A 24,054-nucleotide genomic window follows, 5' to 3' on the forward strand; every position below is an offset into this window, starting at 1 on the left:
TTACCGGGCCTCGGTGACCCGCTTGCGGATGTAGTTGTTGAAGATCACCGCGACCAGCAGCATCGCGCCCACGAACACGCGGAACCAGGAGGACTCGACGCCGGTGAAGTAGAGCCCCATCTGGACCACGCCGAAGATGAGCGCACCGAAGCAGGCCCCCACCACGGTGCCGTAGCCCCCGGTGAGGAGCGTCCCGCCGATGACCGCCGCGACGATCGCCTCGAGCTCCTTGAGCACGCCACGGTCAGCCGACGCCGAGCCGAACTCGGTGACCTGGCAGGCGGCGTAGACGGTCGCGCAGAAGGCGGTGAACATGAACAGCGAGATCTTCACCCAGTCCGTAGGCACACCCACGTTCTTGGCCGCCTTGGCGTCACCACCGGAGGCGAAGATCCAGTTACCGTACTTGGTGCGCATCAGCACCCAGCTCGCCACCGCGGCAAGGCCGAGCCACCAGATGATCGACATGGGAATGCCCTGCACCACCGGCACGCCACCGACGAAGGTGTCGATCACACCGATATCCGCAAGCCACTGGAATAGCCAGCCGAAGGCGTCGCCGCCGAAGAGGTTGGCCAGCCAGTCGTCCTCGGGGTTGTCGATCACGCCACTGATGATGGTGCGGTTGGTCAGCGTCACCGACAGGCCGATGGTCAGGCCGCGGAGGATGAACAGGAATGCGAGCGTGACGATGAATGACGGCAACCCCGTTTTCACGACGATGTAGCCGTTGATGAAGCCGATAGCGAGCGCCAGCGCGAACGCGAAGATGATCGCTGCCCAGACCGGCCAGCCCCAGAACACGTTGGCGATGCCGATCATCATGCCGGAGAAGCCGATCATCGAGCCGATGGACAGATCGAACTCACCGGCGATCATGAGCATGGTGGCACCGATGGCGATGATGCCGAGCTCGGCGGAGACCTGGAGCCAGTTCAGGGTGCCATCCGGCGAGAACATCCCGGAGTCGGGCGCCACCAGGGCGAAGAACATGAACACCAGAATCACACCGGAGAGCGAACCGAGCTCCGGCCGGTTGAGCAGCTTGCGCACGCCCGAGATCCGCCGCACCCGTTCGTCACTGCCGGATGCGCTCTTCGGCGTGGCCGTCGCAGACGCCTGCGCCATGATCCTCTCCTCCATACCACGTTGATCGATCGACGGCGCTTGCGCGCCGAGCGCTCCCTTCACGCCCCCGGTCAGATCACCGGCGAGTCGCTGGAGTCTGGAATCGACTATAGTAGAAAGAAAATTCCATTACAACCCACTATGGAATTGTTATTCTATATGTAGTGGAACCAGCACCGGGAAGGCCGATACCATGCCGCGCATGAACACCAACCCACCCCAGACCCCGAGCGAGCTGCGCGCCGCCATCCTCGATAGCTACGAGGCGCTCAGTAAGCGACTGCAGCAGATCGCCCGCTTCGCCCTGGATCACCCCAACGACATGGCGCTGGAGACGATCGCAGTGATCGCGCGGCGCGCGGAGGTCCAACCCTCGGCCGTGATCCGCTTCGCCAAGGCGTTCGGCTTCAGCGGTTTCAGCGACATGCAACGGGTGTATCAGGCGCGGCTGGCGGAAACGGCACTCAGCTACAGCGAACGCATCCGCCGCCTGCGCGCCGAGCACACCCACAATGGCGAGCCCACCGTCTACGGCATGCTCCAGGAGTTCTGCGAGGCAAACACACTCTCTCTGGAGCATCTGCCCGAAACGGTGTCGGCGGACAAGCTCGAAGCAGCAGCGGATGTTCTTGCCCACGCTCGCGCCATTCACCTGTGCGGGCATCGACGTTCGTTTCCCGTGGTGGCCTATCTGGCCTATTCGCTCGGGCGCATCGATTGTTATGCGAACCTGCTGGACGGCGTGGGTGGAATGCTCCGCCAGCAGGCCGGTGCCCTCACCAGCGACGACGCGTTGATCGCCGTCTCCTTTCATCCCTACGCGGAAGAGACCACGGACGTGGTGGCCCGGGCACGCAAGCGCCGCTGCCCGACGATAGTGATCACCGACAGCCCACTGAGCCCGATCGCCGCCGAGGCGAACGTCTGTTTCGAGATCCACGACGCGGAGCTGCACACGTTCCGCTCACTGACCGCGTCCATGTGCCTGGCGCAGGTATTGTGCGTTGGGGTGGGTCTGAGGCTGGAACGGGATATCGTCGACGAGCGGCAGGATGCCTGAGGCAAGGACAGCACGATAAGACACGCACCGGCGTGAACAGGTGATCCGGAACCCGGGCCGCTTGCGCGTCCTGTTGGCTGGCAAGAGCAGCCAACCGACACGGTGGCCGCAGCCGTAGGTCGGTTGCTCTTGGCAACCGACTTTCCCCGCACGGGTTCCGCCCTTCGCACCCGGCAGCCGAACCCGTCCCACAGAGTAACCGATGTCGGGCACCGCCTGCGGCGGTCCCCGACCTACGTGACCGAACCCACGGAACCGACCGGGCAACGCCGCCGTGCTCGCCGAAGCACCGCCGCTGCACCAATGGCCGTCGGCGAGTGCGTAGCGCTGGCCGACGTGCCCGGCGCAGAGATGTCGGCTGCCGAGTGCAGCCGACCTTCTACCTGGTTTCCAACTAGCGCCGTCGCTGTACGCCGGCGAGCGCCGCGGGCGCTGGCCGACAACGAAATGCCATTTCGGAACACCAGTCCCGGCTCATACCGATACTGGCGTGCCCTGCTCCAGGGAGGCCTGAGCGGCGTCGGCGAGGCGCTGGGCCAGGCGGCCATCTTCACCCCCGGCCAGCGGTGGTCGACGGTCACGCACGGCGGCGATGAAGTCATCGAGCTCGTCGCGGTAGGCCGCCGCGTAGCGTTCCAGGAAGAAGTGCAGCGGCTTGTCCCGGCACACGCCCGCTTCGCCGGCGTATTCGACGCGCGTGGGCGTCTCGTTCTCGGCACGCAGCATGCCCGCCGACCCGAAGACCTCCACGCGCTGATCGTAGCCATAGACGGCGCGGCGATTGTTGCTGATCTGGGCCATACGCCCCGAGGCCGTGCGCAGGGTCACCATCGCGGTATCGATATCCCCCACGTCGGCCAGCTCCGGTGCCGCCAGGCAGCTCCCCACCGCGTAGACAGTCACCGGTTCCTCGCCGAGCATCCAACGCGCCATGTCGAAGTCGTGGATGGTCATGTCACGGAACAGACCACCGGAGTGCCGGGCATACTCCGCCGGCGGCGGCGCCGGATCCCGGCTGGTGATGAGCACGCTTTCAACAGCACCGACACGCCCTTCGTCGATACCCGCGCGGATCGCGCGGAAGTTCGGATCGAAGCGCCGGTTGAACCCCAGGGCCAGGGGCACGTTGCAGGCACGCACCGTCTCCAGGCAGCTCTCGATGCGCTCCATGTCGAGATCGATGGGCTTCTCACAGAAAATCGCCCTGCCCGCGTTCGCGGCACCCTCGATGAGATCGGCATGGGTATCCGTAGAGCTCGCCACGATGACGGCATCGACGGTGTCATCGGCGAGCGCGGTCGCGACGTCGGTCACCTCCGCCCCATAGCGTTCGGCGAGCGCAAAAGCCGCGGGAGCGTTGACGTCGACCACGTACGCAAGCTCCGCGTCGGGATGGGCGGCGACGTTGGCCGCGTGAATCGCGCCGATGCGGCCGGCGCCGAACTGACAGATCCGGACCATGACTCTCCTCCTTCCATCGAGCCGCCTGAATAGAACATATATTCCATTAACAGTCTATATGAACCATTCATTCTTTTCGACGGCTGGTGGGAAAGCCTCCGGGCAAGCGGGGAATGTACTGATCAGGCGATAGATGACCGCACCGGCCAGGGCAGGAGACGAAAGGCGCTTACGATGAATAACGGTCGACCACGCGCTGATACTGGCTCGGGGCCGCGCCGAGATGGTTGCGGAAAAAACGGGTGAAGTGGCCCTGCTCGGAGAAGCCGAGCGACTCCGAGAGATTGCCAAGGGTGCCGCTGCGCGCCGAGGCGAGCCACTCGCAGGCCTTCTTCATGCGGATCATGTTGAGCACCATGTGCGGCGTCATGCCGGTGCTCTTCTTGAACAGCGCGAAGAAGTGCGCGCGGGAAAGCCCGCACTGTGCGGCGAGCTCATCCATGCGCACCTCCTCGGCGTAATGCGCCATGAGGTACTCGTTGGCGCGGCGGATACGCACGTCGTAGAACGCCATCGGCGAGGCGACGCGCATGCGCTCGAGATGCCGCCACTCGGAGAACGATTCGCAGATGGAGATGAGCAGCTCCGAGAGCAGCGCCTCGATGCGATCCTGAGGCGTCGGGCCGAAGGCCATCATCTCGGCGATCAGCGCGTCCGCGGTCAAGCGCATACTCGGGGAGAGTTCCACGCAGTGCCGTGAGAAGAAGTCGGGGCGGCTGCTCAGCGCCAGCGAGCGTTGCAGCGCGGCGAGCCACGCCGGCTCGATGTAGAGCGCGAGAATCAGGGTATGCGGCGCATCCGGGCGATGGTCATAGTAGTGGGGCTCCCAGGCATTGACCAGCACCGCAGTGCGATCGGTCAGCGGCTGCTGCCGACCGCGCACGGAAAAGTAGGTATCCGCGCCCATGGCCTTGAGCAGCACATGGCACTCCGAATGCGCATGGGGCACCAGCGGGTCATCCATGTCCAGCAGGGCAACGCGGCCGAAGTCCCCATGAAACACGCGTTGCGCGTTCGACATGGCTATCTCTCCTCCAGCGACCGCCCGGGCGGGGGCCGCAACTCATTATGTAGGTTATCACCTCTGGGCGCCGGACCTCACCCGCAGGCGCCCCGTTCGTCATGTGAACGTACGGTGCCCGGCAAAAGGCACCGCTGGAATGCGTTGGAATCGATCAGTTCTGTTCGACCCGTGTCTCCGGCGCCGGGGGCACCAATCGACCCTCGAGCACCAGCGATACCACCACGCCGAACACCAACGCCCAGAAGGGCGAGCTGATCCCCAGCAGACTGACGTTGCTCATGGCCACGACCAGTGCCACGAAGGCGCCGATTTGGTGGCCAGCCTGTTTGGAGAAGGCCTGCTGGAACGCGATCAACAGAACGCTGACCATCGCCAGCCCGCCCACCACAGCGATCAGCGGCTTGGCAAGGCCAGCACGAAAGGCACCGCCGCGCCGGCCACCAGTCCGAAACCGCCGAAGAGCACACCGTTGATCACGGTGGCCGCGAACCGCTTGTTCTTGTCGTCACCGGCTTCGTCGGAGGAGCAGATCGCGGTCATGGGGCCGGCAATGTTGGCGTTGTGCCCGCCGAGTGCCCCGGCCAGGATGCCGCCGACACCGCTGATCACGGTCATGGCATTGACCGGCGGACGATACCCTTCGGCCATGAGCACACCGGTGGCCTGAGCGTTCTCGGCGCCGATCACCAGCACGGCCAGGGGGACGGAGATGGCGAAGAAACCATCCAGGGTGAATGCCGGCGCGGTAAACGCCGGCATCGTAAAGGCGAGATCCACCTGTGCCGGCTGCAGCAGCCCCGACATGATGGCTGTGGCGAGCCCCACGACCAGGGCGGCAAGCACGGGCGGCACCGCACGCACGAAACGCGCGGCCAGCAGAAACGCCACAACGGCGGAACCGGCCACGATGGGGGCGTTACCTACTGCTTCGACGGCGCCGACACCGAAGCGGATCAAGGCCCCGGCAATCATCGCCATGACGATGGGCATCGGCAGCCAGCGCATGATCCGGCCGACGACCCCACTCAACCCGATCAACAGCACGAGCACACCGCTCATGATGAATGCGCCGACCGCCTCGTTGAAGCTGATGCTCGCCAGTGCACCTACCATGATGGCCGCGCCAGGTATGGAATAGGCACCGGTGATGGGCTGCCGGTACCGCAAGGCCATCAGCAGGCTGATCAGTCCACCGAGGAAGTACACGGCAAACAACCAGGCCACGGTCTGCCCGCCGCTGAGCTTGCCCGAGTCCGCCGCGCTGATGACGATCAGTGCCGGCCCCGAGCAGCCGAAGATGGCGGCCACCGTGCCGGCGCTGAAGGCCTTGAGCGTGAGCGCTCGCGGCAGCGCGGCAAGGCCCGCGCGAAAGCTGCCCTCGGTAGGGGCCATGGTGGAATCGCCGTGATTGTCGATACTCATGATCCTCTCCTCCCCGCGTAAGGCCACCGAATCAGCAGCCGCGGAACTCCGGCTTGCGCTTCTCGCCGAACGCCTCCACGCCCTCGCGGAAGTCCTCCGAGGCGCGCAGACGGCTGTAGCAGTGCCCTTCGAGCTCGATGGCGGTCGCCAGCGTGGCGTTCTCGCCATCGTTCAACAGGCGCTTCGCCGTGCGCTGGGCGAGCGGCGAGAAGCCGCGGAGCTCCTCGACCAGCGCGTCGGTGGCCGCCTCGAGCTCGGCATCAGCCACGCACTCGACCGCGATGCCCCACTCGTGGGCCTGCTCGCCGCTGATGCGCTTGGCGCGCATGACCATGTGCTTGGTGCGGGCGATGCCGATCATTTTCTGCAGCCGGGCCGAGCCGCCCGAGCCCGGAATCTGGCCCAGGTTCTGCTCCGGCAGCGCATAGCGGCAAGTCTCGCTTGCGATGCGGAAGTCGCAGGCGAGCGAGAGCTCGAAGCCCACGCCGAAGCAGTAGCCGCGGTTGGCGGCGATGACCGGCTTCTCGCAGCGCTCGGGCGCGGCGACGTTCCAGGCGAGCTTGGAGACGTGCTCGGGCGACGCCTCGAGGAAGCCCTTGATGTCGCCGCCGCTGGAGAAGTGCTCGCTGTTGGAGCGCAGCACGATCACGCGCACCCCGGGGTGGTCGTCCAGAACCTCGAAGACCTGGCGGAGCTGATCGCGCTGGGGCATGGAGACCACGTTCAGCGGCGGGCGGTCGAGCACGATGTCGGCGCGCTCGCGTGCGGCATCCACCTCGACGCGGAAGCCGTCGAAGGTGGTCCCGAGGAAGTTCTCAATGCTCTCGTAATCCATCGTTCTACCTAATGTCTGAATGCGGCGCTCAACTGGCGCGTTCCACTTCGTAGCGATGCGCCACCAGCTCGCGGCGCAGAATCTTGCCCACCGCGGATTTCGGGATCTCTTCGACGAAGACGTAGCGCCGCGGACGCTTGAAGTTGGCAAGCCCGGAGTCCAGGCAGTGATCGTTGAGCGTCGCCTCGTCCACGGCCTCGCGGCGCTTGATGAACGCCGTGACGACCTCTCCCCACTGCTCGTCGGGCAGCCCCGCCACTGCCACCTCCGCCACCGCGGGGTGGGTGGACAGGGCGTTCTCCACTTCCACGGGGCTGATGTTCTCGCCCCCTGTGATGATCAGATCGTCCACGCGTCCGGTGACGAAAAGATCGCCGTCGGCGTCGAAGTAACCGGTGTCGCCGGTGAAGTACCAGCCGTTCCGCAGCGCCTTCTCGTCGGCATCGGGGCGGTTCCAGTAGCCTTCGAAGGCCTCGTCGCCGGCGAGGTCGGCGATGATCTCGCCCTCCTCGCCCGCACCGCAGCGTTGCTCGGGGCTCTTCGCACCGATGGGCACCACCCGGATGCGCTGGTTGAGCGCCGCCCGCCCGGAAGAGCCGGGCTTGGCCGATGCCCGCTGGTCGATGGTGAAGGTGTAGATCTCGGAGCTGCCGTAGTGGTTGACGAATAGCCGCGGCTGGAACGCCGCTTCCACGCGCTGCATGAGCCCCGCGCTCATGGGCGCACCGGCGAAACCGATCTTCTCCACGCTCGCCACCCGCTCGCGGGCGAAGCCCTCGTGCTCGAGGAGCATGTGGTAGAGCGTCGGCACCAGGTAGAGGTTGGTGACGCCCTCACGCTCGATGGCATCCAGCGTCGCGCCGGCGTCGAAGCGGGGCACGCAGACGAAGTGCCCGTCCACCAGCGCCATGGCGAGCAGCGAGCGCACGCCCATGGTGTGGTAGAGCGGCATCACGCCGAGTGTGCACTCGCCGTGGCCGTAGAGATTCTGCGCCACGTGCGCGAGCGCGGCCGCGCGCTCCGCACGGTGACGGCGCGGCACGCCCTTGGGCCGGCCACTGGTGCCCGAGGTGTAGAGCATCAACGAGATGTCCTCGGCGTTCGCGCGCAGCATGGTTGCGGTGGGCACGGCCGCCGCGAGCTCCGAGAATGCCGTTGCGCCGGGTGCCTCCACGCCGTCGACCACCACCTGGGGCAGACGGCTCGCGGCCGCGCACCGGCGCACCGCGTCGGCGGCCGCATCGTCGAAGGCGATCGCCGACACCTCGGCGTCACGAATGCAGTAATCGATCTCCTCGGGCTTCGACCGCCAGTTGAGCGGGGTGACGATCACCCCCGCGAACTGGCAGGCCCAGTGCAGCGTCGCCATCTGCCAGCGGTTCTGCATCACCACGAGCAGGCGGTCGCCCTGCCCCACGCCCAGGCTCTCCAGGCCGTGGGCGACGCACTGGATATGCGAGAACCACTCGGCATAGGTAAGCCGCCGGTCCCCGTCGCTGACGGCGAGCGCGCCGGGACGGCGCTCCACCGTTGCCAGCAGACTGCGTCCGAGATCAAACATCGCTCCTCTCCTCCTGACTCCCACGCCGCTCGGCGGCGACTTCGAGGACGGCGCGCACGATGCCCGTGTACCCGGTGCACCGGCAGAGGTGACCGGAGAGCATGTCGCGCACCTGCGCTTCGCTGGGGTTGGGCTCCCGGCCGAGAAAATCGGCGCAGGAATTGAGAATCCCCGCCGTGCAGAAACCGCACTGCAGGGCATGGTTGCGTCGAAAGGCGGCCTGGAGATCGCCCAGACCGTCACCCTCCGCCTGGGACTCGACGGTATCCACGCGACGCTCGTGGGCCTGAACGGCGAGCATCAGGCACGAACGCGAGGCGACGCCGTCCACCAGCACCGTGCAGGCGCCGCAGACGCCGTGCTCGCAGCCCACGTGAGTGCCTGTGGCTCCCAGCTCGTGGCGGAGAAAGTCGCTCAACAGCGTGCGCGACTGCGCGTTGCCGCTGCGCGCCCGCCCGTTCAGGGTCAGGCGCACGCGATGGGTGGTGTTGGCCTGGACCTTGAGCACCTGCTAACCCTCCGTCACCAGTCGATATCCCAGCTCACGGACGAGCTGGCGGCGGTATGCGGCCGAGGCGTGCGGGTCGTCCTCCGCTCCCAGCGCCCAGGCGAGCTCATTGAGGGCGTCCGCCAGGCCGTCGGCCCGCGGCAGCGTCTGCACGACGGGCCGGTCGGCGACGCCACCGACACCGAGCCGGACCTGGTCGGGATCGAGCGCCGCGGCGAGCGCGACGATGGCGAAGTCGCCGTGGCGCATGGCCACCTCGGTGAAGCGGTAATCGACGCCCGTCCGGACCAGGGGGAAGCGCACCTCGATGATCAGCTCCTCCGGGCCGCGGGCGGTGGTCAGCACGCCCTGGAAGAACTCGGCGGCGGGCACGACGCGCTGTCGCCCGCGCCGGGTCTCGAGCACCACCTCGCCACCGAGGCTCGCCAGGCACAGCGGCAGCTCGGCGCTGGGGTCGGCGTGTGCGATGGAACCGCAGACGGTGCCGCGATTGCGTGTCTGGAAGTGGCCTACCCACGGCAGGGCCCGTGCCACCAGCGGCACGCGCTCGGCGAGCCCGGGATGGGCGGCGAGCTCCGCCTGGCGCGTGGCCGCGCCGACGCACAGTGCGCCGTTGCGTTCCTCGATGTAGTGGAGATCGTCGACGCCGGTGATATCGATGACGAGCCCCGGCTCGGCGAGGCGCATGTTGAGCACGGCCATCAGCGACTGGCCGCCGGCGAGGATGCGCGCCTGCGAGCCGGCGTCGACGAGCAGATCGATCGCCTCGCGGCGTGTCCGGGGGCGTGCGTAGTCGAATGCGGCAGGCTTCATGAGCGCCCTCCCCTGCCGCCCAGCAAGCGGGCAATCGTGTCGACGACGCGGCGCCACGGCGACGACGCCCGTCCGCCATCGAGCTCCGCGGCGAGGCGGCTGAAGATCTGGCCCACGATCACACGGGCGGCGCCCTGGAGCATGCGCCCGCCCACCGAGGCGAACTTGCCGCCGATGGCGGCCTCGTAGTCGTAGTCAAGCCGCGTGCCGCCGTTATCGAGGGCGGTCAGACGCACCCGCGCGCTGCCCTCGGCGGTACCCATGGCACTCTTGCCCACACCGGAGAGACGCAACGCGTGGGGCGGATCCAGATCGCTCAGGGTCACGCTCGCCTCGTAGCGCGCGCGGATCATGCCCACACCCACGGTGACGTCGGCGCGGTAGGCGTTCTCCCCCACCGCCTGCAGGTGGTGGCAGCCGGGAATGATCGCCGCGAGGGTCTGCGGCTCCAGCATCCTGGCGAACACGGTCTCCGGCGGCGCGGGCAGCTCCACCGAGTCGCTGGCGCTCAGCGAGGAACCGCCCGCGGCAGGCGACGCCGCGGGTTCCAGTCCCGCCGGTGGTGGCGGCTCGTCGATGCCGATCAGTGCACGCACGCGGGCGGGTGTGAGCGGCAGCTCGATGTCCGCGCGGCCCAGCGCGTCGGCCACGGCATTGGCAATGCACACCGGCGTGCTCATGTTGTTGCCCTCGCCCACGCCCTTGGCACCGAGAGGCGTGAACGGCGACGGCGTCTCCATGTGGAGGATGACCGGCTCGGGCACCTCCATGGCGGTGGGAATGAGATAATCCGCCAGCGTCCCGGCGAGAAAGCTGCCGTCCTCGCCGTAGGCGAGCTCCTCCATGAGCGCGGCACCCAGACCCTGGGCGAAGCCGCCGCGGACCTGACCGTCCACCAGCTCGGGGTTGAGGATGCGGCCCGGGTCGTGGAGGGTGACGTAGCGGTCCAGGCGCACCCGCCCGGTTACCGGGTCGATCTCCACCCCGCAGAAATCGAACACGAAGCCGTAGCACAACGAACTGTTGATGTGATCGCCCTCGTCGGGGGCGGCGAGCTCCGGCGGCGTCCAGAACGCGGTCTCGCGCAGGCCGCCGGGCTCGCTCTCCGGCAACAGGGCGGGCGACCAGTGCGCCGTGCCGGCGACGCGGTGGAACGACACCGAGGTTTCGTCGCCGCCATCGACGTGTACGCGGCCGTCGGCAAATCGGATAGCCGCCGCCTCGACGCCGAATTGCCGCGCGGCGATGTCGGCGAGACGCTCGCGCACCCGCACCGCCGCCTTGTGCACGGCTCCGGCGACGGCCCCCGAGAACCGGCTGGAGTAATTGCCGGAGGCGATGGACCACGGGTCCTTCTGCGTATCCAGCTCGACGTTGACCGTGATCGACTCGAACGGGATGCCCAGCACGTCGGCGACCACCTGGGCCGCAACGGTGCGGTGCCCCTGCCCCTGGGGCGTGGAAGAGACGTGCACGCTCACGGCCCCCAGTGGGTCCACGCTCACCGTCGCGGTGCTCACGGCGCCGTTCTTGGGGCCGGCCTTGCGCCGCTCCTCGGGGGGCATCACCGTGGTGATGTAGCCCATGTTGGAGATGGACGGCTCCACCGCCGCGCACAGGCCGATGCCGTAGAGCCGGCCCTCCCGGCGGGCGGCGTCGCGGCGCTCGCGCAGGCTCTGCAAGCCACCCTGGCGCACCGCGAGATCCACGGCGGCCTGATAATCGCCGGAATCCAGCAGCGAGCCCGCCGGTGCGCGGTACGGGAAGGCGTCGGCGGGCACGAGGTTGCGCCGGATCACTTCGAGCGAATCGAGATCGAGCGTGACGGCGATGTGCTGCATCAACCGCTCGAGCGCGTAGTACACCTGCGGCCCGCCGAAGCCGCGGTTGAGACCGGTGGGCGTCTTGTTGGTGAGCACCACGCGGTTGCGCACGGCGAGATGACGGATGTCGTAGGCGCCGGTCATGGTGCCGTGCATACGGTAGAACGTCGCCGGCTCCGGTGCGCGCAGGTAGGCGCCGCAGTCGTCGATCTGGTTGTAGCGCAAGGCGGTGACGCGCCCGTGCGCAGTCACTGCCGCCTCGATCTCGCTCACCCGGTTGGTCGCGGACGAAGCGGCCTGGAGATGCTCCAGGCGGTCCTCCACCCACTTCACCGGCGCCCCCGCCTTGCGGGCGGCGAGCGCCATCAACACGACGTACGGGAAGACACCCTGCTTGATGCCGAAGCTGCCGCCGGAGTCCGCCGGCGTGCGCAGGCGCAGCCGCGAGGCCGGCACCTTGAGCGCCCGCGCCATCACCGAGTGCAGCGCAAACGGCCCCTGGAAGTTCGCCGTCGCGTCGTAGGCACCGGCGGCGACGTCGTAGCTCGCCAGCACCACGTAGCATTCGACGGGGGTGCAGGAATTGCGCGGGTAGCGCACCTCGAGCGAGACGTGGTGGTCGGCCGCGGCGAACGCCTCCTCGGGCTCACCGTAGCGGAAGTGGCGCTCGCTCACCACATTGGCGCCGACACCCTCGTGGAGCACCGGCGCCGAGGCCTCGGTGGCGGCCTCCGGATCGATCACCGGGGCGAGCAGCTCGTAGTCGACATCGATGTGCTCCAGGGCATCCTCGGCGATATAGCGGTCGTCGGCGACCACCACCGCCACCGGCTCGCCGACGTAGCGTACCCGTTCCACGGCGAGGCACCAGTGCTCCATGGGCTCGCGCACGCCCACCGGAAACGGCGCCGCCCAGGCGGTCACGTCCTCGCCGGTGAGCACCGCGTGCACGCCGTCGACGGCGAGCGCGGCGCTGGAGTCCAGCGCGCGAATCCGCGCATGGGCGTGGGGCGAGCGCAGGACGGCCGCCTGCAGGGTGCCGGGGGGCACGGCGAGATCGTCGGCGTAGCGGCCGGCGCCGCGCAGCAGCGCGTCGTCCTCCACCCGCTCCCGGGAACGGCCGATCTCGCTTTGCCGAACCTCGCGCTCGACCTCTCGAAGGGCTTCCATCTCTCTCCTCCCATGGCGCCGTTCGAACCGGAATGCGCGCCACGTGGGCAAAAGGTTACGGTTGACCCGGCCGCGGGGCATTGCCGCGGGGCCTGAATATCTGCACAACAGTCCGGGGATTTGCCCGAGAGTCTGAAAGGCACCGGCCTGCGCGCCGCCGGTGGCGGCAGCAGGCGGACTGTCAGTGTCAGGGCAACCCGTCGGGCCCGCGCGGCGACACCGACAGCGTGGTCCACGGCACCTGACGCGTAAGTGCCGCTTCGTGGTCTCCGCGATCTCCGTGATCGCCGGACAACCGCGAGGCATGACTCGAGGGATCCACGCGCCCGGCCGGGGAGGTGGGGTTCACGATGGAGAGATCCGTGAACGTGTTGCTGCCGCCATCGTCGCTGATCGTCCGCTCATCGGCGCCGATGGTGCCCAGCACCTGCTCGCCCCAGCCAGCTCCGGCGGAGCTCGCTTTGCCGGCGCTATCTATGCCGGCGATGCCCCCCATCGCCGCACCTCGCCGGTGTCCAGGCCAAACAGGTCGAGGCTGCGGCCGACGATGTGCTCGACCATGTCGTCGAGGGATTGCGGCTGGCTGTAGAAGGCCGGTACCGGCGGCACGACGATACCGCCCATCTCGGTGACCGTGAGCATGTTGCGCAGGTGTACCGCGTTCAGTGGTGTCTCCCGTGCGAGCAACACGAGCCGATGGCGTTCCTTGAGCACCACGTCCGCCGCGCGGCTCAGCAAGTTGCCGGTGACACCGGTGGCGATCTCCGCGAGCGTTTTCATGGAGCACGGCGCGATGATCATGCCCAGGGTGCGATAGGAGCCGCTCGAGATCGCCGCGCCCACGTCCTCGACCGGGTAGACCGTGTCGGCCAGGGCGTGAACCGCCGCCGGCTTCATGCCCAGCTCGTAGTGCAATGTGAGGTGAGCGGCCCGGCTCATCACCAGGTGGCCCGCGACATTCATCTCACGCAGCCGTTCGAGCAGGCGCACACCGAACACCGTGCCCGAGGCGCCGGTGATGCCGACGATCATGCGCGGACGCGAGGTCGTGGCACTCATTCCCCAAGCTTCCGCCGAAGCCAGTTCAACCCGTCCGGATCCAGCTGGGCGTCGGGATCGACCTTGTCCTCATCCGGTACACGGATGCGGGTGAACTCGAACGGATCGGCCGCCAGCGCCACCGTGGCGTCCACACCCATCTTCGCGCTGATGCCGTTCCGAGCCGACGGGTCGAGCTTCGAGCCCTGCGCCTCCGGGATCACCACCAGGTCGCGGTCAGCCTGAAAGCGGGTGGCGATGGCCCACTGCACCTGGTCCGGGTCGTGGATATCGACGTCGCGGTCCACGACCACGACCTGCTTGATGTCATAGTGGCCGGCGAACGCCCCCATGATGACGTTCTTCGCCTCGCCTTCCTGGCGCTTGTCGAGCTGCACCACCAGATGATAGCGGCAGACACCGCCCACCGGCAGGTGCACGTCCGCCACACCCGGGAAGCTGCGTTGCAGATGCCCGAGCAGCGTCGCCTCCCGCGGAATGGCGCCGAGCCACAAGTGCTCCAGGCCACCGCCGACGATGGTGTGAAACAGCGGCGCGTACCGGTGGGTGAGCGCATCCACCTGGATCACGTGACGGTCGTCACGCGGGCCGTAGTACTGGGGGAACTCGCCGAACGGCCCTTCCGGCTCGCGCACCTGCGGCAGCAGGCGCCCCTCGATGACAATCTCGGCGGCGGCGGGCACACGCACTTCGTTGGTCACGCACTTGACCGTCTCCAGCGGCTCGCCGCGCAGTGCACCGGCAATCTCCAGCTCATCGTGATCGATGGGCACGATCGCCTGGGAGGCGAGCAGCGTCATCGGGTCGACCCCCACCACCACCGCCACCTCGAGGGGCGCCTCGGCGGCCTCGGCCATCTGGTAGAACGCGTGCGCGTGCCGCGGCAGAATCAACACGCCGATACGGTCCGGACCGCTGATCTGGCAGCGGTTGATGGAGACGTTCTGCACACCGGTGCGCGGATTGCGCGCGAGCAGCAACCCCGCCGTGATATAGGGGCCGCTGTCGTGTTCATTGTGGGTGGGCACCGGCAGCTGACGGGTCAGATCCACCTCGCGGTGCACTTCGGCCTGCACCGGCGCATCGGAGACTTCCCGCCAGGGCACCGGCGCCTCGGCGGCGGCCTCGTAGCACTCGAGCACCCGGGATTCCGGCACGCCCATGGCCTCGGCGATCCACGCCCGGGAGGACACGAGCCCCGAAATCACCGGAATGGGGTGGCCGTCGGGCTCGGGAAAGACCGTCGCCTGCCGGCCGTCCAGGCGCTTGGCGAGGGCGGCTAGGCGGTAGACGAGGGGCGTACCGGGGCGCGCCACGCTCAGGCGGCCGCTGTCGGCAAGCCGGCGCAGCCATTCGCGCAGGCCGGTTACCGGGCGCGTCTCGTCAGGCATGGACTCTCTCCTCCAGGAGGGCGCGGCACCGTAACCGTGACGTGGCCACTGCCCTGTCGTTACTTCAAATCGCAAGTCGATGATCGACACGAGGCATTGCACCGGACGCCGGCCTTTTACCCCGGAGTCCGATCGCTGGTGTGTGGGTGCAACACCGCGGGCTCGATGTGCCCGACGGTCTCGTAGATGTGCTTGGTCTCCAGGAACTCGGCCATCGCCTCGGCGCCGTGCAGCCGCCCTACCCCGCTCTCGCCGAAGCCGCCGGTCTCGGCCTCGGCGAAGAGCTTGTTGTGGTCATTGATCCACACGGTGCCGCTACGGATCGCCCGCGCCACCCGGCGGCCCCGTGCGGCATCGGCGGTCCACACGCTCGCCGCCAGGCCAAAGGGCGTGGCGTTGGCCCGCGCCACCGCATCCGCCTCGTCGGCGAAGGTCTCCAGGTTGACCACGGGCCCGAAGAACTCCTCCTGGACCATGGGCGCGGAGAGGTCGCTGACCGCGATCAGGCTCGGCGTGAGAAAGGTGCCGTCAGCGAGCGTTCCATCCGGAATGCATCCACGCAGGATCACCTCGCCGTAGCGCTCGGCGTCGTCGACGATCGCGGCCACGCGGTCGCGGCTCGCCCGATCGATGAGGGGGCCCATCTGGCTCGCGGCATCGTCACCGGGCCCCACCACCAACGCCGACAGCGCCTCGGCAAGCGCCTCCCGCATCTCCGTGGCCCGGCTCTCGTGGACCAGAACCCGGTCGGCGGCGGTGCACTGCTGACCGGAGAGGATGGTAGCCGCAGCGGCGAGCCGCGGCGCAACGGCCTGTACGTCGACATCGTCGAACACCACGCAGGGCGCCTTCCCCCCGAGCTCCAGGTTGAGCCGCTTCATGGTGCCGGCCGCGGCGGCCATGATGCGCTTGCCCACTGCGCTGCTGCCGGTGAAGCTGATGACGTGCACATCCGGCGAGGCCACCAGCGTCTCGCCAGCCTCGTTGCCGGTACCGCATACGGAGTTGACCACGCCGCGCGGCAGCGACGTCTGCTCGTACAACGGCGCGAGAAACGCGGTTTGGCACAGCGACGACTGCGGCGCGAGCTTGATCACGCTGGTGCACCCGGCCGCCATGGCGGGCGCGAGGGAGCGCACCAGCAGGATGGCAGGCGCGTTCCAGGGGACGATAATTCCGGCGACGCCGGCAGGCTCGCGGGTAAGCAGCGAGTACGTGCCGGGCTCCACCTCGGAAACCCGCCCGAAGACCGTGCGCGCGAGCCCCGCGTAGAACCGGAGCTCGGAGATGGCGCCGTCGATCTCCGCGCGCGCGGCTCCCAGCAGCCGGCCGGTCTCGCGCGTGAGCAGCTCGGCAAGCCCGTCCCGCCGGCTCGTCAGGGCATCGGCGTAGTCGAGCAGTACCTGGGCGCGCTGCCTCGGGCTCGCCGCCCAGTCACCGTAAAAGAAGGCCTGACGGGCGCTGGCGATCGCCGCCTCCGCCTCTTCCCGGCCACCGTCGGCGAAGCGGCCAATCGCCTTGCCGGTCGCCGGGTCCTGGCTGTCCGCTTCGCCACCGCTGAACGCCGATGCCCACTGCCCATCGATCCAGTGCTGGGCTGTCTGCTGCATTGTCTCCTCCATCGCCACGGCCGGGCCGTGGCTGCACGTGTTGCGGGAATACCGCCGCCCGACGGGCGGTTCAGTTCATGGCGGAGCCGCCATCGACCACCATCGACTGCCCCGTCATGAACGCGCAATCGTCGCTGGCCAGGAAAATCAGCGGAGCCAGGAGGTCCTCGGGTAGCTGGTCACGCTTGATCGCGCGGCTTGCGAGCACGGGCTCGGTGAGGGTTTCGCGCAGGCTGTCGTTGCCCATCACGCCCTCGCTCAGCACCAGTCCCGGCGAGAGGGTGTTGACGCAGATGCCGTCCTCGCCCACCTCGCGGGCCAGCGCCCGGGTGAAGGCGATGGTCGCGCCCTTGGAGCTCACGTAGTGCAGCATCCCGGGGGTGCCCTTGTAGGGGGTGCCCGAGGCGATGTTGATGATCCGTCCGTACTGGTTGCGCCGCATCACCGGCACCACCGTCCGAGCGCACAGGAACGGCCCGCGGACGTTCACCGCCATCACCCTGTCCCACTCGGCAACGTCGATCTCGGTGAACGGCTTGAGCGCGAGGGAGGCATAGACCGCCGCATTATTTACGAGTATGTCGATGCGGCCGAACCGGGCCTCCACGGCGTCCACCATGGCGATGACCGAAACCTCGTCGCCGACGTCGACCGTGAGCGCCATCGCCTCTCCACCCGCCTTCTCAATATGGCCGGCCACTGCCTGGCCGTCGAGAATGTCCGCCACGACGATCTTCGCACCCGCCTCGGCAAGCGCCCGGCAGTACTCGGCGCCGATACCCTGAGCGCCGCCGGTGACGATGGCGACGCGGCCCTGGAGTTTGCCCATGGAAGCCCTCCTCCTGATGGTTCGATGTGTTCGCCCGAGTGCCTCCGATCAACGCGGGAACACCGGGGCAGTTACTGGATGAAGACGGTCACGAGGTGCGGCTGCCAGGAGATGACGACGAGCACCGCGGCGGTCACCAGCAGGAACGGCAGCAGCGCTTTGAAGATCGCCCCCGGGTTCACGCCGGTGACCCGCGAGGCCACGTACAGCGCCGCTCCCACCGGCGGGGTCAGTAGCCCCAGCACCAGGTTGATGCAGATCACCACGCCGAAGTGGAACGGATCGATGCCGTAGGTCGACTGCGCCACCGGCAAGAGGATCGGCACGAGGATGATGAGCGCCGCAATGCCGTCGATGACCGTGCCGATCGCCAGCAGCAGCACGTTGATAAGCAGCATGAACAGGAACGGATCCTGGGTGAGAGACTGCAGATAGACCGTCAGCGTCTGCGGAAGCTCCTCGTAGACGATGATCCAGCCGAAGACGTTGGCGGCGGCGACCAGCACCAGCACCACGGCCGTGTTGGTGGCCACCCGCAGCAGCATCGCGCCCATGCGCTCGAAGCGGATCTCGCCGTGGGCGTATTTGCCCACCACCACCGCCATCGCCGCGCCGAGGGCAGCGGCCTCGGTGGGGGTAGTCAAACCACCAATGATCCCGCCGATGATTACCGCCGGCACCAGCATGGACGGCAGCCCGGCGAGCACGTTGCGGGCCTTCTCGGCGAGAGTCAGGCGCTCGCCCGGGGGATAGTTGTAAACGAACCCCAGCAGCGCGATCACGCCCATGAAGCCCACCGCCATCAACAACCCCGGAATGATCCCGGCGATGAACAGATCGCCTATGGAGATCTGGGCGAGAACGCCGTAGATGACGAAGAGCATGGACGGCGGAATGACCGGGGCGAGCAGCGCGCCCGCGGCGGTAGTCGCCGTCGCGAAACCGCGGTCGTAGCCCTTCTCGTGCATCGCCGGCACCATGACCTGCGACATCACCGCCACCTGGGCATTCGCCGAACCCACGATGGAGGCCAGCAGCATGTTGGCGAGAATGTTGATGTAGGCGAGTCCGCCGCGCACGGCACCGACGAACGCCGAGGCGAGCGAGACCAGCCGCCGGGTGATGCCGCCCTCGTTCATGAGCTCGCCGACCAGCATGAACAGCGGAATCGCGAGCAGGCCGTACTTCTCCAGCCCGCCGAAGAACTGCTGCGGGAACGACAGATACAGCACGGCATTGCCGCTCACGCCGATGTACACCATCGCCGAGATGCCCAGCACCACGGCGATGGGCACTCCCACGAACAGCAATGCCAGGAACGTGCTTGCGACCATGGCGCTACTCCAGTGAGTTGCCCCGCGCGTCGGTGCGCGCCTCGGCGTCGACGCCGGACACCGCGGCGGTGACGCTCGCGATGAGGTTGTTGACCCCGTGGAGGGTGGTGGTGACCGCCACGAGCGGGACGATCAGCCAGAAGCAGAATTTGGGAACACCCAGGGTGGCGGTGGGCTCCTGGTAAACGTAGTTGAACGTCTGCGTGGAGAACTCCGCGACGTCGAAGCCCGCGCGGGCGAGACCGACGGGATCGAACCACAGATACGAGAGATAGCCGAGGGCAACGGCAAACGCGACGACCACCGCATCGGCCACCACCACCAGGGCGCGGCGCAGGCGCGCAGGGACCACGTTCTGGACCAGCGTGACCGCCACAGCGTCTCGATTGTGCACTGTGAGCGAAAGGCCGATCATGGCGAGCCAGACCATGGTGTAGATGGCGAGCTCATCCATCCAGAAGATCGGCTGGCCGATGGCACGGCTCGTCACGTTCACCAGGATCATCAGCGGCAACGCGGCCACCAGCGTCTGGCAAAGACGTGCCTCGCAGCGGCCGACCACGTCATCGACGCCCACGAGCCATGCCACGGGAGGCAACCGGCAGCGGTGACCGCCCCCGGTCGAACGCGCCGCCGCTGCGACGCGTCCCTCCCGGGTATTCGTTGCCTCGAAGCTCACAACAGCCTCTCGGCATCCGCGCGCAGTTCCTCCAGAACCGGCGTACGCTCACGCCAGCGCTGCTCCCAGACGTCGAGCTTCTCGCCGAAGAACTCCGGGCCCACTTCCATGATCTCGACGTCGGTGCCCTCGACCTTGCGACGCATCTCCTCGGTCACTTCGACGTACTGGTCGAACAAGCTGTCCAGCGACGCCGACATGGCCTCGCGCACGAGCTTGCGGTCGGCCTCGCCGAGGTTCGCCCATACGCGGCCCGAGACGACCCCGACCATGGGGAACATCATATGGTTGGAGTAGAGCAGCGTATCGGCGTGATCGTAGAGATTGAGCTTCCAGACCAGCTCGATGTCGGCGTCCACCCCGTCGACCTGACCATTGGCCATGGCGTCGTAGACGTCGGTGAGCGGCATCGGCGTCGAGGCGGCCCCGAGGATGTTGTAGAAGTCCTTGATGGGGTCGAACGGCGTGATGCGCATCTTGTGACCGTCGATATCGCCGACGTCGTCGATCCCGTAGGTGGTGAGCATCAACCGCATGGTGGCGATACCGTAGCCGATACCGACCACCCCCGCCTTACGCGGCAACTGCTCCAGCAACCCCTGAGCCGTGTCCGCATGCAGCAGCGTGTCCGCCTCGGCGACGTTGTCGGCCAGATACGGCGCGTAGAGGGCACCGAAATCGGTAACCCGATTGGACATCTCCGCGACGGTGAGGAACGCCATGTCCAGGGCGCCGGTCTGGAGCTGGCGCATCATCTGCGACTCGTCGCCGAGCTGCCCGGAGGGAAAAATACTGACGGTGTGTTCCCCGTCCGAACGCTTCTCGAGTGCCTCGCCCATCCGCTCCGCGGCCTGGGACCAGGCATGGGAACCGGGCACGATCAGGCCCAGCTTGAAATCCTTGGCGTCGGCGCCGGTGCACAATGCAAGCGCAAAGACCCCGGCCACCCACCGGCGGCAACGGCGTGACATAGCATCTCCTCCCAAACGTTCGGTTCGTTGTTCGCGTGTTACAGCCGATACCCCGTGGCACGGGCACCGGACTTGCGACCACGCTACGACCGGACGGCAACGAAAGCTTTGCCTGCCACTACGAATATTTGCCTGAGAGTCTGACGGTTTGGCGGGGCGACGGTGGCAACAGGCGCCACCCGGGCCCCCGCGGGTACGGCCACACGCTGTCGGTGCGCATGAACCCGTCGCGGTAATAGGTGCGCGCTTCCCGGTTGCGCTCGCGGTTGAGGTGCGCCATGCCCTCGAGCAGGTGATGATCTTCGAGACGCACGGGCCTCCTGGACCCGCCGTGCGGGAATTCCGGTTGTCGCCGACGGGGGCGCCCGCGGCGTTGGTCAGGCAATTGCCGGGCATGGGGATAACTCCCCGCTGTCTGGGCCACCCCACGAACGTTGGCCGTCACCCGCGCACCCGTGGAACTGAATCGCCCGATGGTGACGATAGCCGGGCGCTGTCGCTGCGCTGCAGCCCTAAAGCGGCGTCCCGTAGCAACTCTCGAAGCGCTCGACGACCTGGCACAAAGGCCGGTCGAGACGGCCGCGGGTCTCCTCGGCGACCGCCGGCGGCACGCCGCCGTAGTAGGCTTCAGCGATGGCCCCGGCAATGCAGGCCATGGTATCGGCATCGCCACCGAGGGAGATGGCGTTGCGCACCGCGTCCTCGTAGTCCTCGCTCTCGAGAAAGGCGATGATGGACTCCGGCACCGAGCCCTGGCAGCTCACGTCGAAGCGGTAGCGGGGCCGGATTTCCGAGAGCCGCCGGCGCAGGTCGTAGCCGAAGCGCTGCTCCAGCTCGGCGCGAATCAACGGCTTGTCGTGACCGGTGCGTGCCAGGAAGACGGCGGCGGCGACTGCCTGGGCCCCGCGGATGCCTTCCGGATGGTCGTGACTGACCGCCGCACTGCACCGGGCCTCCTCGATGGTTTCCTCCAGGGTGTTGAAGGCGTACCCCACCGGGCTGACGCGCATGGCCGAACCGTTACCGAAACTGTTGTACGGCTCGCGTGCGCGCGTCATCGCCCAGCGGGCGAAACCGAGCCCGAATCCGGCATCGGGATAGGCATGGAAATAGCGGTGAAAGCAGTCCGCATAGTCACCGCCGTTGACGAGACAGTCGGCCACAGCGACGGTGAGTACGGAGTCGTCAGTGAAGGTTGAAGCGGCCGTGAACAGCGGGAACTCCTTGACCTTGGTGCCAGCGCCTTCGTGCACTGACCCGATCACGTCACCGGCGATGGCTCCCAGCATGACCGCCTCGCTCGCTTGCGCGCGTCAACTGACAGCCCACAGTAAAGCACAGGGCGCGGTCATGGCGCTAAGGTGGTGCTCACATACACTGTTCGGCGGGACACACAATCCGCCGTTCCGTTCAGCGACCGCAGGCCGCGGCCGGCACGATAGGCCCTCGTCGCAAGCGGACGACACACGTTTTCAATCAGACGACATGGCGCCGACCGTAGGAGGACAGTTACATGGACGAATTCCTGCAAGCGGCTATCGACGAGGCCAGGAAAGGGCTGACCGAAAACGGTATTCCCATCGGCTCCGTGCTGGTACTCGACGACCGCATCGTCGGCCGTGGGCACAACCAGCGCACCCAGCGCGGGAGCGTGGTGCTGCACGCCGAGATGGACTGCCTGGAGAATGCCGGGCGCCTGACAGCCGCGGACTATCGCCGGGCCACCCTGTACTCCACGCTTTCGCCCTGCGACATGTGCAGTGGCGCCATTCTGCTCTACGGCATCCCCCGAGTCGTGATCGGTGAGAACACCACCTTCCAGGGCCCCGAGGATTACCTGATCTCGCGGGGCGTGGAGGTGACCGTCATGGCCAACGATGAATGCCGGGCCCTCATGGTGGCGTTCATCGACGAGCATCCCGAGCTCTGGCACGAGGACATCGGTGAGTGAGATGATGCTTCTCACACCGCCACGGGCACCTGCGCAGCGACGGTGACCGCGGCGCCGGCGAGCAGTGCCGCCCCGATGGGCTTGCCTACGCGCCGGCCGCCGGGCAAGTTCTTCTCCACGGCCATGAACACCCCCAGCGCGAACATCAATCCGAGGCTGCTCGTGCCGACCGCGAACATCAGCAACATGAGTGCCCAGCAACAGCCCACGCAGTAGACGCCATGCCACAGCCCCAGCCCCAGTGGCGCGAGCGCGCCGCGGCGCCGCCCCTGATGGCGCATGACCAACGCCAGCGGCGTACGGCACTTGTCCAGACACTGGTACTTCAGCGACGAGAACTGAAACGCACCGGCGACGGCCAGGACGGCGGCCCCGATGACCCAACCGTTGACGACCAGCCAGGGCACGGCGGTCACCCCGGTATGCACGAGCCAGTCAGCCGCGTGCGCCACCACACCGTAAACCAGCCAGGCAATGAGGTAGCCCGCCACGACCATCGCCGTGCGCAAGCGGCGCCAGCGCGCGCGGGCGTTGGCGCGGTGGAAGAGCACCAGCAGCGGCAGCGTGGTCGGCAGCATCATCGCCGCGCACATCAGCACCCAGCCGCCGACATAGAGCGCGGCGGCCAACGCCGCCGAACCCCCCGGCGCCACCGAGCACAACGCCCCGAAGCTTACCTCGGTCCAGCCCCCGTGCTCGAGAAAGCGGCCATAGGGACTGCGATCCCAGATCCACAGCACCCCCCACGCCGCCAGGCAGAGCGGTAGGACGACGGCCGCGAGGCTCCAGCGATGCAGAGGATGCACACTTCACGCCTCGAAGTGGAAATCACCCTGGATCGCGTTGTGATCGCGCAAGTCCACGTCGAGACCGAGACGCGGGCTACGCATGCGAAACGTCAACGCCTTGCCGACAAACGCCGGCGAACCGGGAATGGTAGAGAAGACGCTCTCCACCAGCTGCGTGGGCTCACCACTCGGCCCCCGGTAAGGCTCGATGTCCGCATCCACCACGTCGCCGACCCTGTACGTGCCCCGGCCTTCACTCACGTCGAAACGAATCGGGACCCGTTCGACGGAGACGACTTCCCCCACCAGTTGCGCCAGATCCGCCAGCGGTCCGCCGCGCTCGCCGGTGACCGCGGCGAGCAGCGCGGTCTGTTGCTCGTCGGTGGCGTTATCGGAGATGTAGACACACAGACGCCAGTTCCCGGCGAGCACATTGCCCGGGATGTGAGTGGCATACGCGACAGTCACGCCGGAAACATCGACCCCGTCGACATCACCGCTTTCGAAATGGTAGGCAAGGGATGCATCGCAGGTGCCCCGATCCGGGTCCTCCCCGATCCAGCACGGGCACAGCACCTCGCAGGTGCAGACCTCGAGCAGCTTGCCACTGAGGCGGTAACCCATGACCCTCCTCCCC

Annotated in this window: 22 protein-coding genes and 1 pseudogene; 2 read left to right on the forward strand and 21 right to left on the reverse strand. The window is 67.5% G+C overall.

The features are described from left to right. Positions 1-1,128, reverse strand: a complete 1,128-nt coding sequence (locus tag ACPEES_RS06945) for an ABC transporter permease (protein ID WP_435102439.1) — start codon at positions 1,126-1,128, stop codon at positions 1-3. 193 nt (positions 1,129-1,321) lie between these two features. Between ACPEES_RS06945 and ACPEES_RS06950 the strand changes: the two genes are divergently transcribed. After that, positions 1,322-2,188, forward strand: a complete 867-nt coding sequence (locus tag ACPEES_RS06950; protein ID WP_435102441.1) for a MurR/RpiR family transcriptional regulator — start codon at positions 1,322-1,324, stop codon at positions 2,186-2,188. Positions 2,189-2,662: 474 nt separating this feature from the next. Here ACPEES_RS06950 and iolG read toward each other — a convergent pair whose 3' ends face one another. The 18 genes and pseudogenes from iolG to ACPEES_RS07040 all read right to left on the reverse strand — a co-directional run bounded on the left by iolG (position 2,663) and on the right by ACPEES_RS07040 (position 21,967). Next, positions 2,663-3,649, reverse strand: a complete 987-nt coding sequence (gene iolG, locus ACPEES_RS06955; protein ID WP_435102443.1) for an inositol 2-dehydrogenase — start codon at positions 3,647-3,649, stop codon at positions 2,663-2,665. 169 nt (positions 3,650-3,818) lie between these two features. After that, a complete protein-coding gene (locus tag ACPEES_RS06960) occupies positions 3,819-4,670 on the reverse strand; it encodes an AraC family transcriptional regulator (protein WP_435102445.1) in 852 nt (283 codons plus the stop codon). A 154-nt stretch (positions 4,671-4,824) separates the two neighbouring features. Continuing rightward, positions 4,825-6,095, reverse strand: a pseudogene (locus ACPEES_RS06965) (benzoate/H(+) symporter BenE family transporter). Positions 6,096-6,126: 31 nt separating this feature from the next. Beyond that, positions 6,127-6,930: an enoyl-CoA hydratase/isomerase family protein gene (locus tag ACPEES_RS06970; protein ID WP_435102447.1), complete on the reverse strand. Its 804-nt coding sequence runs from the start codon at positions 6,928-6,930 to the stop codon at positions 6,127-6,129. Positions 6,931-6,958: 28 nt separating this feature from the next. Beyond that, positions 6,959-8,491, reverse strand: coding sequence for an AMP-binding protein (locus tag ACPEES_RS06975; RefSeq protein ID WP_435102449.1), 1,533 nt, complete (start codon positions 8,489-8,491; stop codon positions 6,959-6,961). Next, positions 8,484-8,999, reverse strand: coding sequence for a (2Fe-2S)-binding protein (locus tag ACPEES_RS06980; RefSeq protein ID WP_435102451.1), 516 nt, complete (start codon positions 8,997-8,999; stop codon positions 8,484-8,486). Before ACPEES_RS06980 ends, ACPEES_RS06975 begins: the two co-directional genes overlap by 8 nt. A gap of 3 nt (positions 9,000-9,002) precedes the next feature. Then, positions 9,003-9,812, reverse strand: a complete 810-nt coding sequence (locus tag ACPEES_RS06985) for an FAD binding domain-containing protein (protein WP_435102453.1) — start codon at positions 9,810-9,812, stop codon at positions 9,003-9,005. Further along, entirely contained in the window at positions 9,809-12,805 is a 2,997-nt protein-coding gene (locus ACPEES_RS06990) for a xanthine dehydrogenase family protein molybdopterin-binding subunit (protein WP_435102455.1), read from the reverse strand. The genes ACPEES_RS06985 and ACPEES_RS06990 overlap by 4 nt, the downstream gene beginning before the upstream one ends. 187 nt (positions 12,806-12,992) lie before the next feature. Further along, entirely contained in the window at positions 12,993-13,301 is a 309-nt protein-coding gene (locus tag ACPEES_RS06995; RefSeq protein WP_435102457.1) for a hypothetical protein, read from the reverse strand. Then, positions 13,280-13,864, reverse strand: a complete 585-nt coding sequence (locus tag ACPEES_RS07000; protein WP_435102459.1) for a UbiX family flavin prenyltransferase — start codon at positions 13,862-13,864, stop codon at positions 13,280-13,282. The genes ACPEES_RS06995 and ACPEES_RS07000 overlap by 22 nt, the downstream gene beginning before the upstream one ends. Next, positions 13,861-15,255: a UbiD family decarboxylase gene (locus tag ACPEES_RS07005; protein ID WP_435102461.1), complete on the reverse strand. Its 1,395-nt coding sequence runs from the start codon at positions 15,253-15,255 to the stop codon at positions 13,861-13,863. Before ACPEES_RS07005 ends, ACPEES_RS07000 begins: the two co-directional genes overlap by 4 nt. A gap of 116 nt (positions 15,256-15,371) precedes the next feature. Further along, positions 15,372-16,865 carry an aldehyde dehydrogenase family protein gene (locus ACPEES_RS07010; RefSeq protein WP_435102463.1) on the reverse strand — a complete coding sequence of 498 codons (1,494 nt, stop codon included), beginning with the start codon at positions 16,863-16,865 and terminating at the stop codon, positions 15,372-15,374. A 70-nt stretch (positions 16,866-16,935) separates the two neighbouring features. Further along, positions 16,936-17,694, reverse strand: a complete 759-nt coding sequence (locus tag ACPEES_RS07015) for an SDR family NAD(P)-dependent oxidoreductase (RefSeq protein WP_435102465.1) — start codon at positions 17,692-17,694, stop codon at positions 16,936-16,938. 71 nt (positions 17,695-17,765) lie between these two features. Then, on the reverse strand, positions 17,766-19,028 hold the full coding sequence (locus ACPEES_RS07020; protein WP_435102467.1) for a TRAP transporter large permease: 1,263 nt from the start codon (positions 19,026-19,028) through the stop codon (positions 17,766-17,768). A gap of 4 nt (positions 19,029-19,032) precedes the next feature. Beyond that, positions 19,033-19,707 (reverse strand): TRAP transporter small permease, encoded by a 675-nt coding sequence (locus ACPEES_RS07025; protein ID WP_435102469.1) that lies wholly within the window; start codon positions 19,705-19,707, stop codon positions 19,033-19,035. Continuing rightward, positions 19,704-20,678: a TRAP transporter substrate-binding protein gene (locus ACPEES_RS07030; protein ID WP_435102471.1), complete on the reverse strand. Its 975-nt coding sequence runs from the start codon at positions 20,676-20,678 to the stop codon at positions 19,704-19,706. The genes ACPEES_RS07025 and ACPEES_RS07030 overlap by 4 nt, the downstream gene beginning before the upstream one ends. A gap of 118 nt (positions 20,679-20,796) precedes the next feature. Continuing rightward, positions 20,797-20,991, reverse strand: coding sequence for a hypothetical protein (locus ACPEES_RS07035; protein WP_435102473.1), 195 nt, complete (start codon positions 20,989-20,991; stop codon positions 20,797-20,799). A 199-nt stretch (positions 20,992-21,190) separates the two neighbouring features. Further along, a complete protein-coding gene (locus ACPEES_RS07040; RefSeq protein ID WP_435102475.1) occupies positions 21,191-21,967 on the reverse strand; it encodes an ADP-ribosylglycohydrolase family protein in 777 nt (258 codons plus the stop codon). A gap of 224 nt (positions 21,968-22,191) precedes the next feature. Here ACPEES_RS07040 and ACPEES_RS07045 point away from each other — a divergent pair, with 224 nt between their 5' ends. Continuing rightward, a complete protein-coding gene (locus tag ACPEES_RS07045) occupies positions 22,192-22,629 on the forward strand; it encodes a nucleoside deaminase (RefSeq protein WP_435102477.1) in 438 nt (145 codons plus the stop codon). 11 nt (positions 22,630-22,640) lie between these two features. On the opposite strand, the gene ACPEES_RS07050 is transcribed toward ACPEES_RS07045, so the two are convergent. Continuing rightward, entirely contained in the window at positions 22,641-23,435 is a 795-nt protein-coding gene (locus ACPEES_RS07050) for a DUF2182 domain-containing protein (RefSeq protein WP_435102480.1), read from the reverse strand. A gap of 3 nt (positions 23,436-23,438) precedes the next feature. Further along, a complete protein-coding gene (locus tag ACPEES_RS07055) occupies positions 23,439-24,041 on the reverse strand; it encodes a DUF1326 domain-containing protein (RefSeq protein ID WP_435102482.1) in 603 nt (200 codons plus the stop codon). Positions 24,042-24,054 lie beyond the last annotated feature (13 nt).

The sequence above is a fragment of the Arhodomonas sp. AD133 genome (assembly GCF_051195215.1).
GTDB lineage: Bacteria > Pseudomonadota > Gammaproteobacteria > Nitrococcales > Nitrococcaceae > Arhodomonas.